Annotated in this window: 16 protein-coding genes and 1 tRNA gene; 13 read left to right on the top strand and 4 right to left on the bottom strand. The window is 44.8% G+C overall.

What is annotated here, in order from left to right; translation table 11 throughout:
- Positions 1-196 precede the first annotated feature (196 nt).
- From B3K91_RS04865 to B3K91_RS04855, 3 genes are read left to right on the top strand one after another with little or no spacing between them, the layout of a single operon-like run.
- Complete coding sequence (locus B3K91_RS04865) at positions 197-646, top strand: hypothetical protein (RefSeq protein ID WP_102818802.1); 450 nt, start codon at positions 197-199, stop codon at positions 644-646.
- On the top strand, positions 639-1,892 hold the full coding sequence (locus B3K91_RS04860; protein ID WP_292594150.1) for a M48 family metallopeptidase: 1,254 nt from the start codon (positions 639-641) through the stop codon (positions 1,890-1,892). Before B3K91_RS04865 ends, B3K91_RS04860 begins: the two co-directional genes overlap by 8 nt.
- Before the next feature lie 11 nt (positions 1,893-1,903).
- The gene (locus B3K91_RS04855) at positions 1,904-2,866 is read left to right on the top strand and encodes a 1-aminocyclopropane-1-carboxylate deaminase/D-cysteine desulfhydrase (RefSeq protein WP_214060335.1); all 963 of its coding nucleotides are present in this window, start codon (positions 1,904-1,906) and stop codon (positions 2,864-2,866) included.
- 19 nt (positions 2,867-2,885) lie between these two features.
- On the opposite strand, the gene B3K91_RS04850 is transcribed toward B3K91_RS04855, so the two are convergent.
- Together B3K91_RS04850 and B3K91_RS04845 are read right to left on the bottom strand one after the other, a co-directional pair.
- Entirely contained in the window at positions 2,886-3,248 is a 363-nt protein-coding gene (locus B3K91_RS04850; RefSeq protein ID WP_099830997.1) for a PadR family transcriptional regulator, read from the bottom strand.
- Positions 3,249-3,269: 21 nt separating this feature from the next.
- Positions 3,270-3,641, bottom strand: coding sequence for a NifB/NifX family molybdenum-iron cluster-binding protein (locus B3K91_RS04845; protein WP_099830996.1), 372 nt, complete (start codon positions 3,639-3,641; stop codon positions 3,270-3,272).
- Positions 3,642-3,904: 263 nt separating this feature from the next.
- Between B3K91_RS04845 and B3K91_RS04840 the strand changes: the two genes are divergently transcribed.
- The 6 genes from B3K91_RS04840 to B3K91_RS04815 all read left to right on the top strand — a co-directional run bounded on the left by B3K91_RS04840 (position 3,905) and on the right by B3K91_RS04815 (position 13,680).
- A complete protein-coding gene (locus B3K91_RS04840) occupies positions 3,905-4,369 on the top strand; it encodes a hypothetical protein (RefSeq protein WP_292594148.1) in 465 nt (154 codons plus the stop codon).
- A gap of 91 nt (positions 4,370-4,460) precedes the next feature.
- Positions 4,461-4,536 (top strand) — tRNA-Pro (locus tag B3K91_RS04835).
- Between the two features lie 195 nt (positions 4,537-4,731).
- Complete coding sequence (locus B3K91_RS04830; protein WP_292594146.1) at positions 4,732-6,105, top strand: M14 family zinc carboxypeptidase; 1,374 nt, start codon at positions 4,732-4,734, stop codon at positions 6,103-6,105.
- A gap of 210 nt (positions 6,106-6,315) precedes the next feature.
- Positions 6,316-7,104, top strand: a complete 789-nt coding sequence (locus B3K91_RS04825) for an alpha/beta fold hydrolase (RefSeq protein ID WP_292588899.1) — start codon at positions 6,316-6,318, stop codon at positions 7,102-7,104.
- A gap of 301 nt (positions 7,105-7,405) precedes the next feature.
- The gene (locus B3K91_RS04820) at positions 7,406-8,149 is read left to right on the top strand and encodes a DnaB-like helicase C-terminal domain-containing protein (protein WP_292588900.1); all 744 of its coding nucleotides are present in this window, start codon (positions 7,406-7,408) and stop codon (positions 8,147-8,149) included.
- Between the two features lie 698 nt (positions 8,150-8,847).
- Positions 8,848-13,680: a DUF4011 domain-containing protein gene (locus B3K91_RS04815; protein WP_292594144.1), complete on the top strand. Its 4,833-nt coding sequence runs from the start codon at positions 8,848-8,850 to the stop codon at positions 13,678-13,680.
- A 139-nt stretch (positions 13,681-13,819) separates the two neighbouring features.
- Here B3K91_RS04815 and B3K91_RS04810 read toward each other — a convergent pair whose 3' ends face one another.
- Positions 13,820-14,176 (bottom strand): hypothetical protein, encoded by a 357-nt coding sequence (locus B3K91_RS04810; RefSeq protein WP_292588904.1) that lies wholly within the window; start codon positions 14,174-14,176, stop codon positions 13,820-13,822.
- A 474-nt stretch (positions 14,177-14,650) separates the two neighbouring features.
- Between B3K91_RS04810 and B3K91_RS04805 the strand changes: the two genes are divergently transcribed.
- Both B3K91_RS04805 and B3K91_RS04800 read left to right on the top strand, forming a co-directional pair.
- Positions 14,651-14,779 (top strand): hypothetical protein, encoded by a 129-nt coding sequence (locus tag B3K91_RS04805; protein WP_292588906.1) that lies wholly within the window; start codon positions 14,651-14,653, stop codon positions 14,777-14,779.
- Positions 14,776-15,054 carry a helix-turn-helix domain-containing protein gene (locus B3K91_RS04800; RefSeq protein ID WP_292588908.1) on the top strand — a complete coding sequence of 93 codons (279 nt, stop codon included), beginning with the start codon at positions 14,776-14,778 and terminating at the stop codon, positions 15,052-15,054. The genes B3K91_RS04805 and B3K91_RS04800 overlap by 4 nt, the downstream gene beginning before the upstream one ends.
- Positions 15,055-15,995: 941 nt before the next feature.
- Here B3K91_RS04800 and B3K91_RS04795 read toward each other — a convergent pair.
- The gene (locus B3K91_RS04795; RefSeq protein ID WP_292590826.1) at positions 15,996-17,723 is read right to left on the bottom strand and encodes a hypothetical protein; all 1,728 of its coding nucleotides are present in this window, start codon (positions 17,721-17,723) and stop codon (positions 15,996-15,998) included.
- Positions 17,724-17,910: 187 nt separating this feature from the next.
- Here B3K91_RS04795 and B3K91_RS04790 point away from each other — a divergent pair, with 187 nt between their 5' ends.
- Entirely contained in the window at positions 17,911-18,492 is a 582-nt protein-coding gene (locus B3K91_RS04790) for a toll/interleukin-1 receptor domain-containing protein (RefSeq protein WP_422655783.1), read from the top strand.
- A 12-nt stretch (positions 18,493-18,504) separates the two neighbouring features.
- Entirely contained in the window at positions 18,505-18,708 is a 204-nt protein-coding gene (locus B3K91_RS04785; protein WP_292594140.1) for a hypothetical protein, read from the top strand.
- Positions 18,709-18,886 lie beyond the last annotated feature (178 nt).

Below are 18,886 nucleotides of genomic sequence, written 5' to 3'. Positions count from 1 at the left end.
CCCGCTCAGACAATAATAACATCACTTACTCCATAACTGCCTCTTCACGTTGGGCTTCCAACATCAGACACTTATCGATTTGCCAATCCCCAAAGTCGAGAAGTGAATGGAATTATTCCGATCAAAACGTCAATCTGAATGGAGGCTTTCAGAGATCGCCACAATGTCGTAAAATAGTGTATTGGAGGTGAGTGAGTTGAAATGTCCCGAATGCTACTCTAGTGACAGTAGGGCGACGCCGCTGAAGAACCCCGAAGATTGCCTCTTGAACCACGTTCAATACGTTTGTTCCACCTGTGGAAGGGCGATCTGTATGGATGACGACGAGCGGGAAAGGCACGGCCCTCGAGCTTCTTTCAGTTCCTTCAATGACGCTATGCTTTACCTCCGGGCAGCCGAGGCGCTGTTCAACGGACCATGCGGGATCTATGAACTGACCGACGGAACGAAGGTCTTCTACAAGATCTTCGTAGACAAAGACGGGTTAATGAACTACCTAATAGAGAATCCCGAGAAAAGGTGCCCTCTGGGAGAAGCTCTTCACGAAACCGAGGAATTCAGACCTGCATCCAAAGGACAGATTCAGAGACTGGATGAAGAGAAAGTAGAGCAGTACATGAAAGAGAAAGAAGAAGTAGATGGCTAGCTTCGAGATTGTCTTTCTTCTCGTTGTCTATGGAATCAGTCTCTTTGAACTAACGTTGCTGTCTCTAAACTACAGGAACGCCAGACTCTCGAGGGTATCCCTTCCCGACAACTTGCGCGACGTCTTCAACGATGACCTCATTGGAAAGTCCGTGGATTACACGAGGGCAAAGGGCTCTCTTGCCATCACCTCGTCGATTGTGAGTCTTGCAGCGTTGAGCATAGGCATCTTCTGGTTTTTCAGAGCCGTTGAATCCTTAGCGGTTAGAGCGGCGGAAGGGTTCGTGATTCAGGGGCTTTTGTTCTTCATCGTCATTGGAGCGACCGCCTTTATCATCACTTTGCCCTTCTCTATCTACTCGACGTTCGCTCTCGAGAAGAGATTCGGATTCAATCGGACGACACCGGGAACGTTCGTTGCGGACAAGCTGAAGGGAATAAGCCTGGTGGCTGTAATCGGTATCCCCATAGTAACTCTGGTTCTACTAGCCATCGACTCGTTTGCTTACTGGTGGCTGTATCTGCTTATCGGAGTCATAGTCTTCGAGCTTCTGGCCCAGCTGATATTTCCAACAGTAATCCTGCCCATCTTCTACAAGCTCAAACCTCTCGATGATGAAGACCTTATGGGCAGGCTAAGGGCTATCGCCGAAAAGGCAGGCTTTGAAGTGAAGTCGATCCTGGTCATGGATGCTTCGAGAAAGACCGGCCACACGAACGCCTTCTTCACAGGGATAGGCCGCGCGAAAAGGATCGTTCTATTTGACAGCTTGCTAGAGAAGCACACTTCAGAAGAGATACAGGCGATCTTCGCACACGAGGCAGGCCATTTTAAACGCAAACACATCCTGAAGGGGATGCTAGTTTCAAATGCTGCTGCAGCCTTTGCGGTGATCTTGCTCTGGCTGATCGTCGAAAGCCCTTTGACTTCTGGTATTTTCGGAATTGAGAAGAAGTTCACCACTCTTCTGTACGCAGGTGTTTTCCTCTCATCGGTCTTCACGATGCTCGACTGGATAGACTCGTTAATAAGCAGAAGATGGGAGTTCGAAGCCGACAGGTATGCAGCCGAGATGCTGGGCACATCGCTGCCCATGATAAGCGCGCTGAAGAACCTGTCCGCGTCCAACCTTTCAAACCTGAGTCCACATCCGCTATATGCGGCCCTAAATTATTCCCACCCGCCGCCATGGGAGCGAATTGAAAAACTGAACAGCATAGTCTCTAATATAAATGAGAGAGAGTAGGGGGTGAGAGCTTGAAACTCAAGTTCATTAACAGCATTACACCTGTGAACAGGCTTGAATGGATTGAAGAGTACCTCGAACTTCCGTTCGAACTGTTCTGCAAGCATGATGAATTAACGGGTTTCATTACGAGCGGAAACAAGATCAGAAAGCTCGAGTATCTTCTGAAAGATGCTCTGGAAAAGAAGGCAGATACGGTATTCACCTGCGGGGGCATTCAGTCTAATCACTGCAGGGCAACGGCCCTTGCCGCTAGATCGCTCGGAATGCAGCCTGTTCTCTTCCTCAGGGGAAGGCCGATGGAGATCCCCCAGGGGAATGTTCTTCTTGACACAATGGTGGGCAGCGATATCCATTATGTGACAAAAGAAGAGTATTCGAAGATAGACGAGATCTTCGCCACGAAGAAGGAAGAATACGAGAAGAAGGGCAGCAAAGTCTACCTGATCCCCGAGGGCGGCTCAAACGCGCTTGGCGCCAGGGGATATGTGGATGCTGTTAAAGAGCTTTCAGGACAGATCAATCTCGACGGTGTCGAAGCCATCTTCACAGCGGTTGGTAGCGCGGGCACCTATGCGGGCCTCGTGGCCGGTCTAAAATCGCTCGGATATAACACCAAAGTGATCGGCATAAACGTCACGAAAGATCCCTCGTCCTTATTTGTGGAAAAGACGAAACAACTAATAGAAGGCCTGAAAGAGTACGGGATAGCCGTCTCGCTTGAAGGCAGTGAAATCGAAATAGTCGATGACTTCTCTGGACCGGCGTACGCCGTGCCTTCGGAAGAGGATATGGATCTCATAAAGAAACTTGCGAAGGAGAGAGCATTCTTCCTTGATCCCGTCTATACGGCAAAAGCCTTCAGAGGTATGCTCGAAATCTCTAGAGGGAGATTTGCCGGAAAGAGGGTTCTCTTTATCCATACAGGCGGACTGTTCAAGCTGTTCGACAATCCGGCAGCTTATGTGAAGTAAAGCCCTGCGTCGCAGGGCTTCATGCTTTCTTTAGATCTTCAAGCCTTTCAAGAAACTTATCTATATTGTCTTTGAACCTTCTGATCCTGACTTCGGCAGATTTAAGATATTCAAGGCCCGCTTCGGTTATCTTATAATTCTTCCGGGCTGGACCTGTGTCTTCAGTATCCCATTCAGAGGTTATAAGACCCGTTTCCTCGAGACTCCCGAGCACCCGGTAAAGACTGCCCATCTGACCGACACCAAAGATAGGGATCTCGAAGTCGTTGATTCTAGAAGACAGTTCATACCCGTGGCCCGGTTTCTCAGCAATGAGGAGAAGCAGATACAACTCGATCCATGATCTGCCCATCCCCATTCGTCTTCCTCTCATACTTCTCATATATGCTCCGTCGTCTTTTTTCTAGTGATTGTGAAACTTTCCATGGTCTTCGGGCTCGTATTCAACGCTGGAAAGTTCGCCTTCAATGTAGGTTCTTACTAGCGCTTCGACGGTCCCGCTGGCCCCGGTAATGGCATGTACGCCCAGCGTCTCGAAGAACTGTCTTGCCCGGCCGCCCATGCCTCTTGTTATTATCACATCGGCGCCTTTACTCTTCACGTAGCCTGGAATCTCGCCCGGCTCGTGCTGTTCAAAAGGGTTCGCTTCGATTTCGTGAGAGACAATCTCGTTGTTCTCCACAGTTACGAATGCGAAGAACGGAGAGTGACCGAAATGCTCTGAAATCTTGGATTTGAGACCGTTATTATCAATAGTGGGAATTGCGATCTTCACAAAAACTACCTCCTTACCTATATTCATCTAACATATATTATAGCATTCGAACAAGACTGAGTTATGATAGCATCTGCGATCTGATTTGCTCTTCCTCAAGGGGAGATCAGTTTCACGGCTTTGCCGGAAAGAAATGACTAAAATGCCTCCTGTTTTGAGACTGTCCATCCGTTTCTGGTGAAGCAATAGTTCTTGAGGGAGGCATGAAACGACGGCCGTCTGAATGAGCAATTGTGAGAGAATCATCATGGAGGAGGTGCGGCATGAAAAAGACTCTTGCTTTACTGATAATTGCGGCACTGTGTGTTGCGGCGCTTGCGAATGGTCTGCTTGTTATCACTCTAAAAGACGGTTCGATCTACGAATTCTACTTGGATGAGATCGAGAGTATTATCTATACTGCAGAAACTGAGGAACCTCTGAAATCCGCCTATATGAGCCTTTACAAAGACGTCTTTGCGCCGGGCGAAGAGATCACTCTGTACTTCTACGGAACAGAAGGCCTCGAAACGTACGCCTGGATCGGAATCGTTCCCTCTGATATTCCACATGGAAGCGAGTCCGAAAACGACCTGCACGACATTCAGTATGCTTACGTCGGCGGCATGACAGACGGTTTGATAGTATTTACCGCTCCATGGGATGCCGGATTCTACGACTTCAGATTGAATGACTCGGACAGCGGTGGTGTAGAGATCGACTTCCTCACGTTCGAGGTCAGGGAGTAGCCCGCAGAGCCAATTTACATTCTCTGAAAGTTGCCCTGGGCGTGGTTCTGCTCTTGAAAGGTTATCCCAACTGTGATAGAATCTTCGAGTACGGGGCGTAGCGCAGTTGGAAGCGTGTCTGCATGGGGCGCAGAAGGTCGCTGGTTCAAGTCCAGTCGCCCCGACCAAGAACCCTCGATTCGTTCGAGGGTTTTCTATATTAGAACGGGTTATACTTTAGATGTCCTTCTCAAGAAGACTCTTGGTTCATGCGTTCTTCCAGGAAGCCATTAGAACCAAAGATTCACTGTCAAGAAATCGAAGCTCCAAACAGGCGACAACAACAGGCAGGTCGCCTGTCACTATATATAAAGGGGGTAGTTATGGATTCAATTAAGGCGGTAATCAAGAGCGTACCGGAGTATGAATACTTCAAGACGGTCGACGAGCTGAACGAATCGAGCAGGAAACTCGCGGAGCAATACCCCGATCTTTCCAGCTTCTACAAGATAGGTGAATCGATGGCCGGAGATCCGATCTATTGCCTAAAGATAGGCAACGGTTCCAGGGCGATACTGATGTACGGTTTTCCGCATCCAAATGAACCGATAGGAAGCATGATGCTCGACTATCTATCTCAGCAGCTGGTCGAAAACGAGGCCTTTAGAAATACATTCAAGGACGTGAGCTGGTACATAATAAAGGTAGCCGACAACGACGGGGCGAAGTTGAACGAAGGCTGGTTCAGAGGACCATACACGCCCTTGAACTACGCGCTGAACTTCTACAGGCCTGCGAGCTTTCAACAGGTAGAATGGACCTTCCCCATAAAGTACAAGACTCTCGACAACAACGATCCGATTCCCGAGACGAGAGCTCTGATGAACATAATCGAAGAGGTCAAGCCGATCTTCATATATAGCCTCCACAATGCCGGTTTTGGGGGAGTCTACAACTACATATCCGACGATGCTCCGATCCTTTATCCGATATTCGAGAAGGCCTACGAAGACCAGAATATCCCGGCAGCGCTTGGCGAGCCGGAGATGCCGTATGCAGTCAAGTTCGCCGAAGCAGTTTTCAAGATGCCGACGATGAGAGACACCTACGATTACTATGCAGCCAATACAGACAGGGATCCGGCAGAAATAATTGGGAAGGCGGGAACCTGCAGCTACGAGTACGGAAAGCAGTTCAACGAGAAGGTATTTGAGCTGGTATGTGAAGTCCCCTACTATTACAATCCCAAAATTGAAGATCTTTCCGAGACGGAATTTATCAGGAGGGATCTTGTGCTTGCCAATATCGAAGACACAAAGCAGGAGGACCAGAAGATAAGGGAAATCTACTTCCCGTTGAAAGACAGACTGGTCGTCGACACTCCTATTCGGACTGCTCTCGATGACTTCCTCGAATCCTCCGAAAGGCACCTCCCTGTACAGGAGAACTGGGCAAAGACCGCCAAGGAATTGGAAAAGAAGGCGACTGTGGCCGAAGCCTTCGACAACCAGCAGGTCTCCAAGACCTACAAGATGCTTTTGTGGGGAATGCTCAGAAGGATCATGCTTCTCAACTACGAGAAGACGAACGACGATGAGTTCAAAGCTGCCGCAGAGAAAGCATATCGGCACATGAAGGACATGAGCGACAAACTGGAGAAGGAACTCGAGTACACGATTATCCCCATAAAGAAACTCGTCCAAATACAGCTGATGAGCGGACTATATGCCGCTCTTTATGCTCTCGATAGAAGCTAGTAGTATCAAGATGTCCCTCGGCAGGGCTCAGAGAAAACGGTGGAATACGGCTTCGGCATCCAGTTCATACGAGGCGAAAATAGGGACTGACTAGTTCCTCTCTTCTGTCCCATTTTTCGCCAATTTCGGCTAAGCTTGACTTGCCGGAGTTGTAAATACCTGGCAATCGCTAGACACGAATAAGAGCACATCTAAGCGGAGGTTCAGAAGATGGACAATCTCAGAATGCACGGCGATCCTCCATACAGAGTTGTAGTCGTTCATGGAGGACCGGGAGCGGCCGGAGGAGTCGCGCCCCTCGCGAGAGAGCTGGGAAAGAGACGGGGAGTTCTGGAGCCCTATCAGACAAAGAAGACAGTACCCGGACAATTAGAGGAGTTAAGGGAGATTGTCGAGAATTATTGCATTTCCCCGGTTATTCTTCTGGGACATTCGTGGGGAGCGTGGCTCGTCTTCTTGTTTGCGGCAGAGCATGGCGATCTTGTGGATAGGATAATACTCATAAGCAGCGGTCCTTTCGAGCAGCATTACGCTTCCGGTATCATGAATACTCGCCTGAACCGTCTTGACGCAAAAGAAAAGGCTAGAGCGGAAGAGCTCATGAGGCTCCTGAACAATGCAGAACTGAAAGATAGAGTACTGCTATCTGAGTTCAGAGAACTCCTGGCCAAGACAGACCACTTCGATCTTCTCGAAGATGCCAAAAGAGTCGAAGTCAATATCGATGCAGAGATATACAAGAGCGTATGGACAGAGGCCTCAGAGATGAGGCTCAGCGGAGAGCTTCTCGAGAATGGCAAGAAGATTTTCTGTCCCGTTCTCGCGGTCCATGGCGATTACGACCCCCATCCGGCAGAGGGTGTCGAGATTCCGCTTTCAAGGGTACTTGAGAATTTCACATTCAGGGTTCTGGAAAGATGCGGTCACATGCCCTGGCTGGAAAGACATGCCAGAGAAGAGTTCTACAGGATTGTAGAAGAAGAACTTGAGAAAAGATAATCTCTCTCGACATCCGAATATGCAGAGGCTGGAATTGACAAAAAACGCTGATTGGTTCAGCAAGATCTCGAAGAAAAGGAACCACGACACAAAACGAGCTTAGGGAGCGCAAGGTTCATGAACTGCTTGATGTAATCATTCTGAATCCAGGAGTAAACGGAATTCAACAAGCCTCTTCGCCAAAGCATTAACATGAGTCTGACCCTATTTAATGAAGGCAGTGTAGCTGCTGTAGTATAGATTTAAGTTGTGGAATGGTAAGCTTAACAGCAGATCAACGGCAGATATTTCGAGGTGGTTTATGAAGAATCTGAACTGGCCTTACAGAGGTCTATCTAATTATCTCCAACCAATAACAAGCGGGCATTTAGTGGTGGTTGGGGGACTGCATATGAGCGGAAAAACAACGTTTCTGCTAAACCTGGCATATAAATTCGCACTTGAAGGTGGGCGAGTTGCCTTTTTCTCATGTAGCGAGCCTTCCAAAAACCTTCAGACAAGACTTTTGCAAAGAGTTTTCGAATCACAGCTAAAGCTGGAAGATACGAAAGATCTGCCCACAGATGAATTAGATGAATTGAATCGCAGTTTGTATGAACTGAAGCAGCTCACATTAGATATTGTAGATTTGAAGGAACGTAGCATAGAAAGAACGATAGAAGTTGCTGCCGAACTCCATCACTCTAGAGGGATCGAAATCTTCATCATCGACGACCTTTACCTCCTGTCAGGAAAGAGGAAAGCTTGTGGCCTTCTAAAGCAAGTTGGAAAAACCCTGGGCATTGCATTCATCCTTGCGACCAAGCTGAAACGCTCAGCGTACAGAAATGCTGGAAAGATGCCAAGAATAGAGGATTTTGAAGGAAACGGTTCATACTTGGCAGAAGCCGATACCATTATGTTGCTTCATTGTCCATCTGATCATTGTTCAAGTTCAAATGGAATAGATGAAGTTAAAATCACCTTATCCAGAGCCGGTGGCGTCGACGTAGATTTCAGGGAGGTTTTTCAATTTGACTGGAGCAAGGCTGTTGTAAATGACTAGTCATGAGAGTCAAGAAGCCGTGTGCATTGGACAAGCGATGGGTTGGAGTTGCTTTCTTCGAATGTCAGCTCTTTTTGAAGCGAAGATGATTACTGTTTGCACATATGATTTATAGTGCATGGAGGTTCTTTTACTTAATGCTTACAACTCACTGGATGGGAGTACAATAAGTTCCACAGAAGAAATAGAGGTGAAAATGGTTGAAACGAAAGGTAGACGAACGGTTGTTAAAAGCAAAAGAAGTCTTGAAAGAAGACTCTGCCTCAAGTTATGCCACGTCGTATTTTGCCGATGATTCAATAATCAAGCCAGCTCAAACATTGATCTTGAATTTACCAGAGTGCGCACTTTCGGGGTTTGCTTCCCAAATATCTAAAGTCATTATTTCTAGGTTCTTCACATTGTTTCATTTGCTTACAAAATGATACAATCTCTCTAGACAAATGAGCTTAATCTGTTTTCTGCAATGTATGAACATATGGAGATACAGAGTTAACATTAGCAATTCGAGATTTCCAGAGAAGTGCATCTCAAGTGTTGAATTTCAAGATTCCAATCAGTTCTGCCAACCAGAATGGACGGATCTTTGATCTAAGTGAAAGAAAGACTCTTCGATGAGTTGAGTCAGCGTTTTGCGCGTTTCATCTAGTTCATTCTGTTTATACCATCTGTATAAGAAAGGCTTCTGGAGGGATCCCATGGAAAACAATGACGCTGTTTCCGTTAAGATCGACAAGTGGAAGAAAGCTTTGCTAGATCTCACAATGAGAAACAGATTAATCAACTTCAGGACCAGCAAGACGAGCAATTTGATGCTTATAAAGCCTTCAAGCAGTGAGATTTTCAGTAAGATTGTTGTCCAAGAAAAAGAGATGAACTTCGTTCCGATTCCTCCAGAAGATGATAAAGAGCAAGAATATCAAAGCGTTGTTTCCCTTAAAGCAAACCAGATACAGGCTGACCGTGAAGAAAAGGAAATGAATCTTGTTCTCAATAGACTAAAACTCAAGTCGAGGACTTCTTACGAGGAAATGGGAATCAATACCCTTTTTATGGCTTTCGGTTTCCTCAAGTGGAAAGAATTAGATTATAACAAGAGCTTTGTGGTTTCCCCTTTACTCCTTGTTCCAGTTTCCATTAGCCGCGAGACAATTGCCTCACCCTATTCCGTAAGGATCATCGATGATGACATTGTACTTAATCCAACACTTTCCGAAAAGCTGCAAGAATTTGGCCTTGACCTGGAGTCTACTTATGATCAGGAAATGTCGCTTGAGGAGTCGACCCTAAGAGATCTACTTGTAAAAGTCAGACAGCTAATTGAACCGATCGAGGGCTGGTCGGTTATTGAAGACGTTGCTTTAGGGGTCTTCTCTTTTGCCAAGCTTGCCATGTACAAAGACCTTGAGAACTATGAAGACATGATATTCGAAAACTCTGTGTTGAGAACAATTGCAGAAGGGAAGCCGTTGATTGCACCAGATAATGAACACGACGAGCTTCCAGATTTGGATGTAGAAAACGATCCTCTCAACTGTTATCAGATACTAGATGCCGACTCGAGTCAGCAAGAGGCTATCCTTGCCGTGAAAAGCGGTCAAGACCTCGTGATACAGGGACCTCCCGGGACTGGAAAGAGTCAGACGATAGCGAATATTATTGCGGAGTCCCTGAGCCAGGGTAAAAGAGTCCTCTTCGTAAGCGAGAAAATGGCAGCACTCGAAGTTGTAAAGCGCCGTCTGGATGATTGTGAATTGGGAGATTTTTGCCTGGAGCTTCACAGTAAGAAAACAGGGAAGAGAGTGGTCCTGGACGAGCTAGAACGAGTGCTAAATGAAGCTAACAACCATGCTGTAGATACGAAAAGCCTGGAGCGTGAACTCTGTAGACTCAAGGAGATAAGAGAAAGACTCAACAGCTATGTTAGAAGACTGCACGAAAAGAGAACTTCTCTTGAGATTTCAGCATTTGAGCTTCACGGCAATCTGGCAGCTTTGCATGACGTAGATCTTGTGAGTTTTGATGTAGCACAACTACAAGATCTCACGCATGATCAACTGGACAAGATTATCAACAATCTTGACAACTTGAAGCGCCACGCCGAAATTTATCGCAACCATAAGAAGGATGTCCTTAACAAAGTCAAGGCAGTTGCTCCTGATGCCGTTTTCGTAATGCGCATTCGTCAATCGCTGACGAAGATAAGAGACACTATAGGAAAACTAAGGAAGATAGGCGAGGAAACATCCCTTGAGTGGAGATCGTCTATCAGTAAGGAACTCGAATATGCAAATTCTAGGATTTCAACGATTCTTGACTTGTTTGAGTCCGGAAGTTCGGCCGAAGAAAAGGCCTTGAAGTTGGCAGAGGAGGTTCTTTCTCATGTTTCAACAATTAAGAGAGAACTTCCATCTAGTTATGGAGATTCTTTCATTAACTTAAAGAGCGCGATAGATGAGGTCAAGGTTTCTCACAGTGAAGTCACCCGTCAGTTTGATGCTCTTCGCTCACTTTTGGGAATCTCTAATGTTCTCAAATCTGTCAAGTTATTTGAGGAGACCGTCTCGCTTCTGACGAGATATCGACCGGCCATTCTTCAGTTGAATCACAATGAGCTTCAAAGAAAGTTCTCGAGCTCATACAACAGCTTTTTTGGTAGGTTGTTTGGAGGTTATAAGAAGAATGTCCGCATCCTTTCTTCGCTTAAATATGATGGAGTTTTAAATTACGAGAGAATCGTAGAAGATTTGGAGAAGTCGGAAAGAGTTCTCTCCCAATGTGGACTAATGACAAAAGCCTGCAACGAGAAAGAGTTGATAAGTCTTATCGAAAGCTCAAAAGGGGTAATCAAGAGCTTCTACGAGAGTTATGATAACTTGGAGAAAGCTTTGAGAAGTAGTGAATCAGACCTAATAGAGCTGATTGAATACTTCTCATTCTTTTCTACATTGCCGAAAGGAAACCAAAACCAGCAGGCAATATCAGGCAGGAGTGACTGGGTGAAGCGTGGAATCACGGCAACAAATTCATTTTTCAAGCATCTAGAGGAAGTATCCGATATGGTTATCACGGGACCATTTTCTGACGGCAAGTCTCTTTCGGACTTTGAAGGCTTTGAAGATTTTGTCCAAAGACTACAAGAATCGCTTCCAAAACTTGATGACTGGCTTTCAATGAAGAAGAGTATCATTTTTCTCGAGAAGACTGGACTGGAAGACTTTCTCGAAAGAGCGAGGGAAAGTGAAGTTGAATCTGATGTGCTTGACAAAGTCTTCCTAAAGGGTTTTTATAGCAACCTCTTGTCGGAGCTCTACGCAAAGGATGAGGTTCTAAACTCATTCTCCACAAGTGACCACAACCTTCTTGTTAAAGAGTTCCGGTTACTTGATTCAAAACAACAGCTGTATGCCAGAAAGAGACTGGCTTCTTTCCTCGCCCAGAGGATTCCGGTTTCCAATCTTGTGAATTCTGGAAGTGCCGAGACATCTATTCTGAGAAGAGAGATAGCCAAGAAGAGACGAAATAAATCAATTAGAAGACTATTTTCGGAAACGCCAAACCTCCTTCAAGTTCTGAAACCATGCATGATGATGAGCCCTCTTTCAGTAAGCGTATTCACCGATCCGGACAAGTTCAAATTCGATGTCGCCATTTTTGACGAGGCTTCCCAGGTATTTCCGGAAGACTCAGTGGGAGCAATCATGAGGGCAAAGCAGGTAGTAGTTGTTGGAGATAACAAACAGCTACCTCCCACAAGCTTCTTCAGAATCTCTGAACCCGATGAAGCCGAAATGACAGATGAAGAGAACGATCTGGAGAGTCTCGAAAGCATTCTCGACGAATGTAGCGCGGCTGGTCTTCCAGAAAAGAAACTTCTCTGGCATTACCGAAGCCGTCACGAATCATTGATAGCCTTCTCAAACTATCACTTTTACATGAATAGACTCAGCACTTTCCCCAGCAGCAGTTTTAATGGGCTTGATTCCGGAATATGCTTTGAATATGTTTCGAATGGAGTTTATGACAGAGCAAAGAGCAGAAAGAACATTGAAGAAGCACGCAGAGTTGCCGAGATGGTTATGAGCCATGCAAGGACAAAGCCAGGTGTTTCATTAGGAGTAGTCGCCTTCAGTGAAGCTCAGCAGACGGCGATCCTTGACCGAATTGAAGAGCTTCGTTCCCAGGATCAGTCTGTCGAGGATTTCTTCGGCGAGGATAAACTTGAACCTTTCTTCGTGAAGAATCTTGAGAATGTTCAGGGTGACGAGAGAGATGAGATGATCTTCAGCATTGGATATGGTAGAGATGCTTCGGGAAAGTTGACAATGAACTTTGGTCCTCTAAACAAAAATGGAGGAGAAAGACGACTCAACGTTGCAATAACGAGAGCCAAGAAGAAAGTCACTGTTGTAAGTTCGATAAGAGGAGCAGACATCTCTGCTGAAATACAGACCCCAGGAGTAAGAGCCCTAAGAGAATATTTGAACTATGCTGAAGAGGGAGGAAGCAGGGAATTCCTTTTGAGAGAGACCGAAAACACTGGCGGCGAATTTGAATCGCCCTTTGAAGAGGAGGTATATGAAGAACTCACAGCACGCGGGTTCAATGTGCACAAACAGGTGGGATGCTCCGGCTACAGGATAGACCTGGCAATTGTTGACAATGAACATCCTGGAAGGTATGTCGCAGGAATTGAATGCGACGGAGCCATGTATCACTCCGCGAGAACTGCAAGAGATAGAGACAGGCTACGCCAACAAGTCCTTGAGAATCTGGGTTGGAAGATCATCAGAATCTGGTCAAGAGATTGGATCTTCGACAGAAGTTCGGAAATCAAGAGAGTCATTGCAGAGATAGAAGCTGCTGGCTCCGTTTCAGAAAATACCGAAGCACTTAACATCAATGATGAGCTGATAGTCGAAAATCCTTTGCCATCAATAAAAAGAGAAGAGACGACCCTTCCATTGTATGAAAGATTCTCACCTCATGACGTAACCAAATTAGTCTCATTGCAGAAAGTTATTCAATTGTATAGCCTTATTGGGGCGATAATTGAAAAAGAGGCCCCGGTTCATTTGGATGAGGTAGTGTCGAGGATTATCATGCTTTTCGATACTCGCCCTGATTTACTCCAGGTAAACTGGGATATGTATACAAAATCCGGGAATATCTCCCGTAAGAGTCTACGGGAGTATGTTATGGCACAATTCCCAAGGGATTCATATGTTCTGCAGGGAGATTTTTTGCTCAAGCGCAACGAAAGGATTCTTCCAAGACAATCGGCCAGCAGAAATGATATGAGAAAACCCGAACACATCCCGCCTGTGGAGATTCAAGAGGCCATAAAACTCTGTCTGAAACACGCGTTCACAATGGATAGAGAGGACTTGAAGACAGATGTGGCAAGACTATTCGGTTTCAAGAGGACGGGAACGAACATCTCGAACATCATAAACAAAGAAATCAGCTTGCTTATTCGCAACCATGAGATTCAGATTCAAGATGGGAAAGTGAGTATTAGAAAACAATAGTGAAACGTACTACAAGTCTTGCTCCATCGATCAACAATGTTTTCTCCCATTTTTGGGATATTGTATTGAGGGGGATATGCTGAAATCTTTATCGTTTCAGGCATTCCTTGTTCCCGGTTTCAGATGAAGGGTATAGTATTCATTCTGCCGGAACTTTCTCTTCAACAACTATTCTGTATTTTCCATTTGAGATGAAAATGTCTAGGTAAAAGCTTCCTTTCAAGTAGACATAACTCTCGTCAGAACCCGGGGAACCCAGATCTATCAAGTCGTCTTGATCACCTGATTCATGTTCGTGCCAGCTGATGCACACGCGTTTTTCTGTGGATACCCTGACCCTCCACTGGGGATAGGTGATTTGAAAGAGATCCGTCTTTTTCTCTGTCGAATCTCCCATATAGGTTCTTACAACTCGCCATTCTTTTGAGTTTTCATACTGCCAGCTGCCATCTTCGTTCAGGATCACGGTTCTTCCATTTTCGTCGATTGCATGCATGCTAGGATCCTCCCTCTTGGATGCCACTTGAGCACCGATTCGAATAATAGAATCGTAAGAAAGTAAGTCTCTGAGTTTGGGTGTGACACAGGGGAAAAAGTTGGAATATTCAGTTGAATGCAATACATAACTACTGGTGGGTTGCCATCTCAATGATCACAATCGTTCTGGTAACGCATTCAACGGACAACTACAGTAAGTCTAGCATACTTATCAATGTGTGGAGTCAGTCGATCACAATTGACAGACTAGTTCATTATCATTACTTAACCATATTTCTGGGCAGAAGTCGCATTATTAATTACTCCAACACTAGAGACTAAACAGTTAATCCCGAGTTCCGGATTCTTGTCTGACCGAATACTCTATTTCCTTCTTGCCAAGAATAAAGAGAGACATCAACTAGTATTATCATATATGATAATATACAAAAGTAAGTGGGCTTCTTTCGAAATCTGAAAGGTGGTGTTATAGATGACAGGCTTTGATAAACTGAAGGCCAACTTGATGAAGAACGAGGAATTCGCGCGCATATACAATGAGAGAAAGCCGCTAAGAAACTTCATAGATGAACTGATTGAACTCAGGTTGAGAAGGGTATGACTCAAAAGGATCTAAGCGAGCTCACAGGTATAAGCGTTCCGAATATCTCAAGAATAGAGGCAGGAAAACAGAATCTTTCCTACCAGACTATGCACAAACTCGTCAATGCTCTTGGAGGCAAGATCCTAATAACAGCCCAGGCCGATAATTGCATCAGACTTTCCAACGTGGCAGCGGAGAAAATACAAGAACTAAGCGTAGAGGCTAATACCTCACCAGAAGAATTCCTAATGAACCTTTTACAAAAGGCTTCAGAAGAATCGATAACCGCCTAGATCAGACTCTCAGGTTCATAACTTGCTTTGCTATAAATGCCTCTACCAAATATGACTCGTACAAACAGATTACAAGTGTGTGCTCGAAGTCATTTGAATGTTTGGATATCACTATCGCCACTTGAACGAACAAATACGGAAAGAAAGGGAAGAATTCTTCAGCAGGGATCTGCATTCATCTTCATTACACGTAGCGGTATTTCTCCGGAGTACGAGTCTGACCATTTTTCTGGACATGTATAAATATTAAAATGGACAGATAAAAATACATAGGAGTCACCGTTGACGATCAGGCGATAGTATACGATCTCCGTCGTGGTGCATTCACACCGTTTTCGCGACTCTCTGATTCTCGTTTCGTTTTTTTGCTATATTGGCTTTCTCAGAGCTTCACCTGACAAACTATCTTCAATCGTGGAGAAAATGCGAGCTTACTTGATCCAGAAAATCGATTTTGTTTCTTTCCATGGAAAAGACCAAGTGATGCTTCATTATGGTCGTGCAACATGCATCTTCTCTTATTATCGGTCACTTTCTCCTAAGGATGGCAAAGTGATATAATTTCATTGCATGGGGGTGTCCCCGTGGGCGGAGCAGGCAAAGGGCTCCGCTTAACCTTTCTTTTCTATCCTTAGGAATATCCTCACAGAATTATCTTCGATTTCTCGTTTAGTGTGAAAATGGAGTCTGACCCTATTTAATCCTAAGATAGAGAAATCTTGCTCTTGATTTGTCCTCTGTAAGCCACTTGAGACCATCTTCTACGTAAACCTCGAAGTCTTTGCCCGGCTTAATTCTGTCCCTGTCGAACCAGGCCTCATGGCCTCTCTGCTCGAGATAGTTCTTTATTCTCTAGCGAGCTTGGCGTATTCATCATGACCGTAGCTTATGAATATCCTTAATGGTAACTTTTCTGGCATAGTCTTACCCCTCGTATAAATTCAGACCTTTGAAGGAACAATCTTCTTTCCAATTTTCTTGAACACATTATTTGTGTTTCTGAGGACAACCAGATCCTTTTCTCTGTCTTTCTCGCTCAGTTCTTCCCAGGGGCGTATGTCAACATGTATTTTCAGCTGGTCTCTGAGTTTTCTGTCCAGTTTCTTTCCATGGACGTAACCATTTATGAGTTTTCTGGCGAGCCATCTGTTATGTTCAACCTGCGCAAGGATCTGTTCGTTCTCAGGAAGGATCGCCATGAGGTCTACGGGATCTCTGGGATCATCTGACGACACTGCTTCGAGACCAAGCGATCTCAGCTTCATAGACAGATGCCGTGCTGCATAACGGTTTTCATCTTTGAAGTAGTCGGTCATTCTGCTCCATTCGACTTCAAGCTCTTTCTGAGGCAAATGAGAATAGATGTTGTGAATTTGCATTGCAAGATTATCACATTCTTCTTCATTCTTTATTGAGATGCCAGTTGGACAAGAACATGATATGCCTATCGAGTTCAAACTATCGAGAGATTCCTTCATTATCTCTGAGCCCTGGTAAGACGAGACGTCCACTAGCACTATTTTGGGAATCTCCAGATTCTCTTCTGCTTTGAAAAAGATCTGCCTTAGTTTTCTTGATATGAAGTCTATTTCCTGAACCTTTGGCCAAGTTATGAAACACAATGAAACATTTGAAAGCAAATTCGGGGCATCCATTTCAAGAAAAGCAAGCAAATCGACAGGCTGTATGTCGATCACTCTCTTTAACGAAGGGCAAATCCTTAGTAGATCTTCAATCTTTTTATCAACATTACAGTCAACCACAGTAACTCTCAATTTCTTCATATTGTTGAAGTGATACATCTGAGCTGCTTCAAGAACTATCCATTGTCCGAGAGCTTCAAGACCAAATAGTGCTATCTCAATTTGGCCTTTTCCCGCTGTTTCTATGAACTGATCCGGGCTGAAACTATCTACCGTCTGTGCGGCCATTCTCTGAAACACGCTGAATACATGAATGTCTATTCCTGTCGAGGGATCCTCCCCTTTGTAGCCTTTGAAGGTTTCGTATGATTTGAAGTCTTCAATCTGAAGCCAGATCTCTGTGCTACTCCGTTTACTGTTTCTGAAAAACTGCTCGATGTTCTTGAGCAATCGCATATTTATCGAGTCGTCGTTAGTTGCCAATATTATGTGAGCGGCTTTATTGATAGCAGAGATATTCAGAATATCAGTATCCTCAAGATTCCCAACAATGACTGGATTCTCTTCAAAAGTGCTGCACACATAACTCGGTGTATTTGAGTTCTTTAATAATACAAGTTTGCTACTTGGATAATCGGCTTTCACGCAATTAAGAAGATACTTGCAGGTTTCTTCACAACCGAAAACCACAACATGGTCTCTATAGAAAAGCCTTACTTTCAAGGACGTCGCAAAGCTTCTAACGACAGAAAACACAAGTGCTATGAATCCAAATAAGGTTATCCAGGGAGCGGTTATCCTTGCTATATCTAGGATCAAAGGAATTTCATAATCTCCTAGGTTAAGAATCTTTGCAAACCCTGGGAAAAATGTTTTCCATCTGAACAGTCCGAAAGTGGCTTCCAGCAATCCAAGAACCGACATATCCTTGCCGGCCAAATCGAAGAATTCCATCCAGCCTAAGAATCCAAGAACGAAGATGAGAGCCGCAACCGCACCAAGTATCAACCATTTTCTCAGTCTCAAACAAGCCACCTCCGGAGGAATTCCAGTGTGAGAACCTTTTTTATGAAACTGGATACTTATGACATTATTGTATAATAATGATCATAGATTATTACTTTTGTTACACTTCTAGCGGCACTATTTGCAACAAGATAGCCGGATGATGAACGAGTTGACAGGACTTCAGTAGGTATATCGAAGAGGTGTAATGATGACAAGCAACTCTTCGCAAGACTGGCAAGTATTCATATCCTGCAAAGTATCGGACGAAAATGATAAGAACACAAGAGACTGGTATATTGCGAAGGAGCTTTACGAGCTTCTAAAAGCGAATTCCATAAGGGTTTTCATGAGCAGTTTCTCGATTGAGGAACTGGGAGAATCAGCATACAAAGAAGTCATTGAAGAAGCACTCGATGAAGCGCGAATAATGGTAGTTGTTGGAACTACGAAGGGGAATCTTAATTCCAAATGGGTCAAATATGAATGGGACAGCTTTCATAATGAAATAATAAGTGGAAGAAAACTCAACGGACAGATTCTTACGGTGACCGATGAACTGGCTAACTCCGACCTCCCCTATGCACTTAGGTATAATCAGTCTTACAAGACTTCTGAAAAGGTAAGGCTACTCAATTTCATAAAGCGAAAACTAGAATCCTTTGATTTCCGACAATCAATTACGGTGGAAGAGATTGAAGAAGAAAAGACAGAAGAAANNNNTCAGACAGAATCGAAAAAGCAGATGAGAATCTGGAGACTGATGATAGAAGTAATGAAACATCAATAGATGTACCCGGGCATGAGTCAGAGGAAGCCTCAGCAGATACGAGTAGCGAGGAAACGAAAGAAGAGACTGAAGAAGAAAAGGCAGAAGAAACACTTCATGATATCCCGCAAGAAGCCCCCGAAGAAAAGAAAGAAGACGTCGTTTGTCCTGAGAAAGAGCAAGAGCAACAACCCCAAATCATTCAGCAAGACGAGAAGACGAGAAAAGACTACTTAGAAAGCTCCAGCCAGGAACAGCCTTCAGATATGTCTTTAAGCCCATCGCTATCGAGTCCTATCAGTAGGATCACAGAGGGAATGGTGTTAGTAGAAAAAGGTAGCTTTATTATAGGGGATGAAGTTGGAGACCAGGAAGTCTATTCTAGACCAATCCATGAAGTCTTACTGACGAATAG

The sequence above is a fragment of the Mesotoga sp. UBA5847 genome, assembly GCF_002432735.1.
In the GTDB taxonomy this organism is placed as follows: Bacteria; Thermotogota; Thermotogae; order Petrotogales; family Kosmotogaceae; genus Mesotoga.
This window is presented reverse-complemented; position numbering and strand designations above follow the sequence as displayed.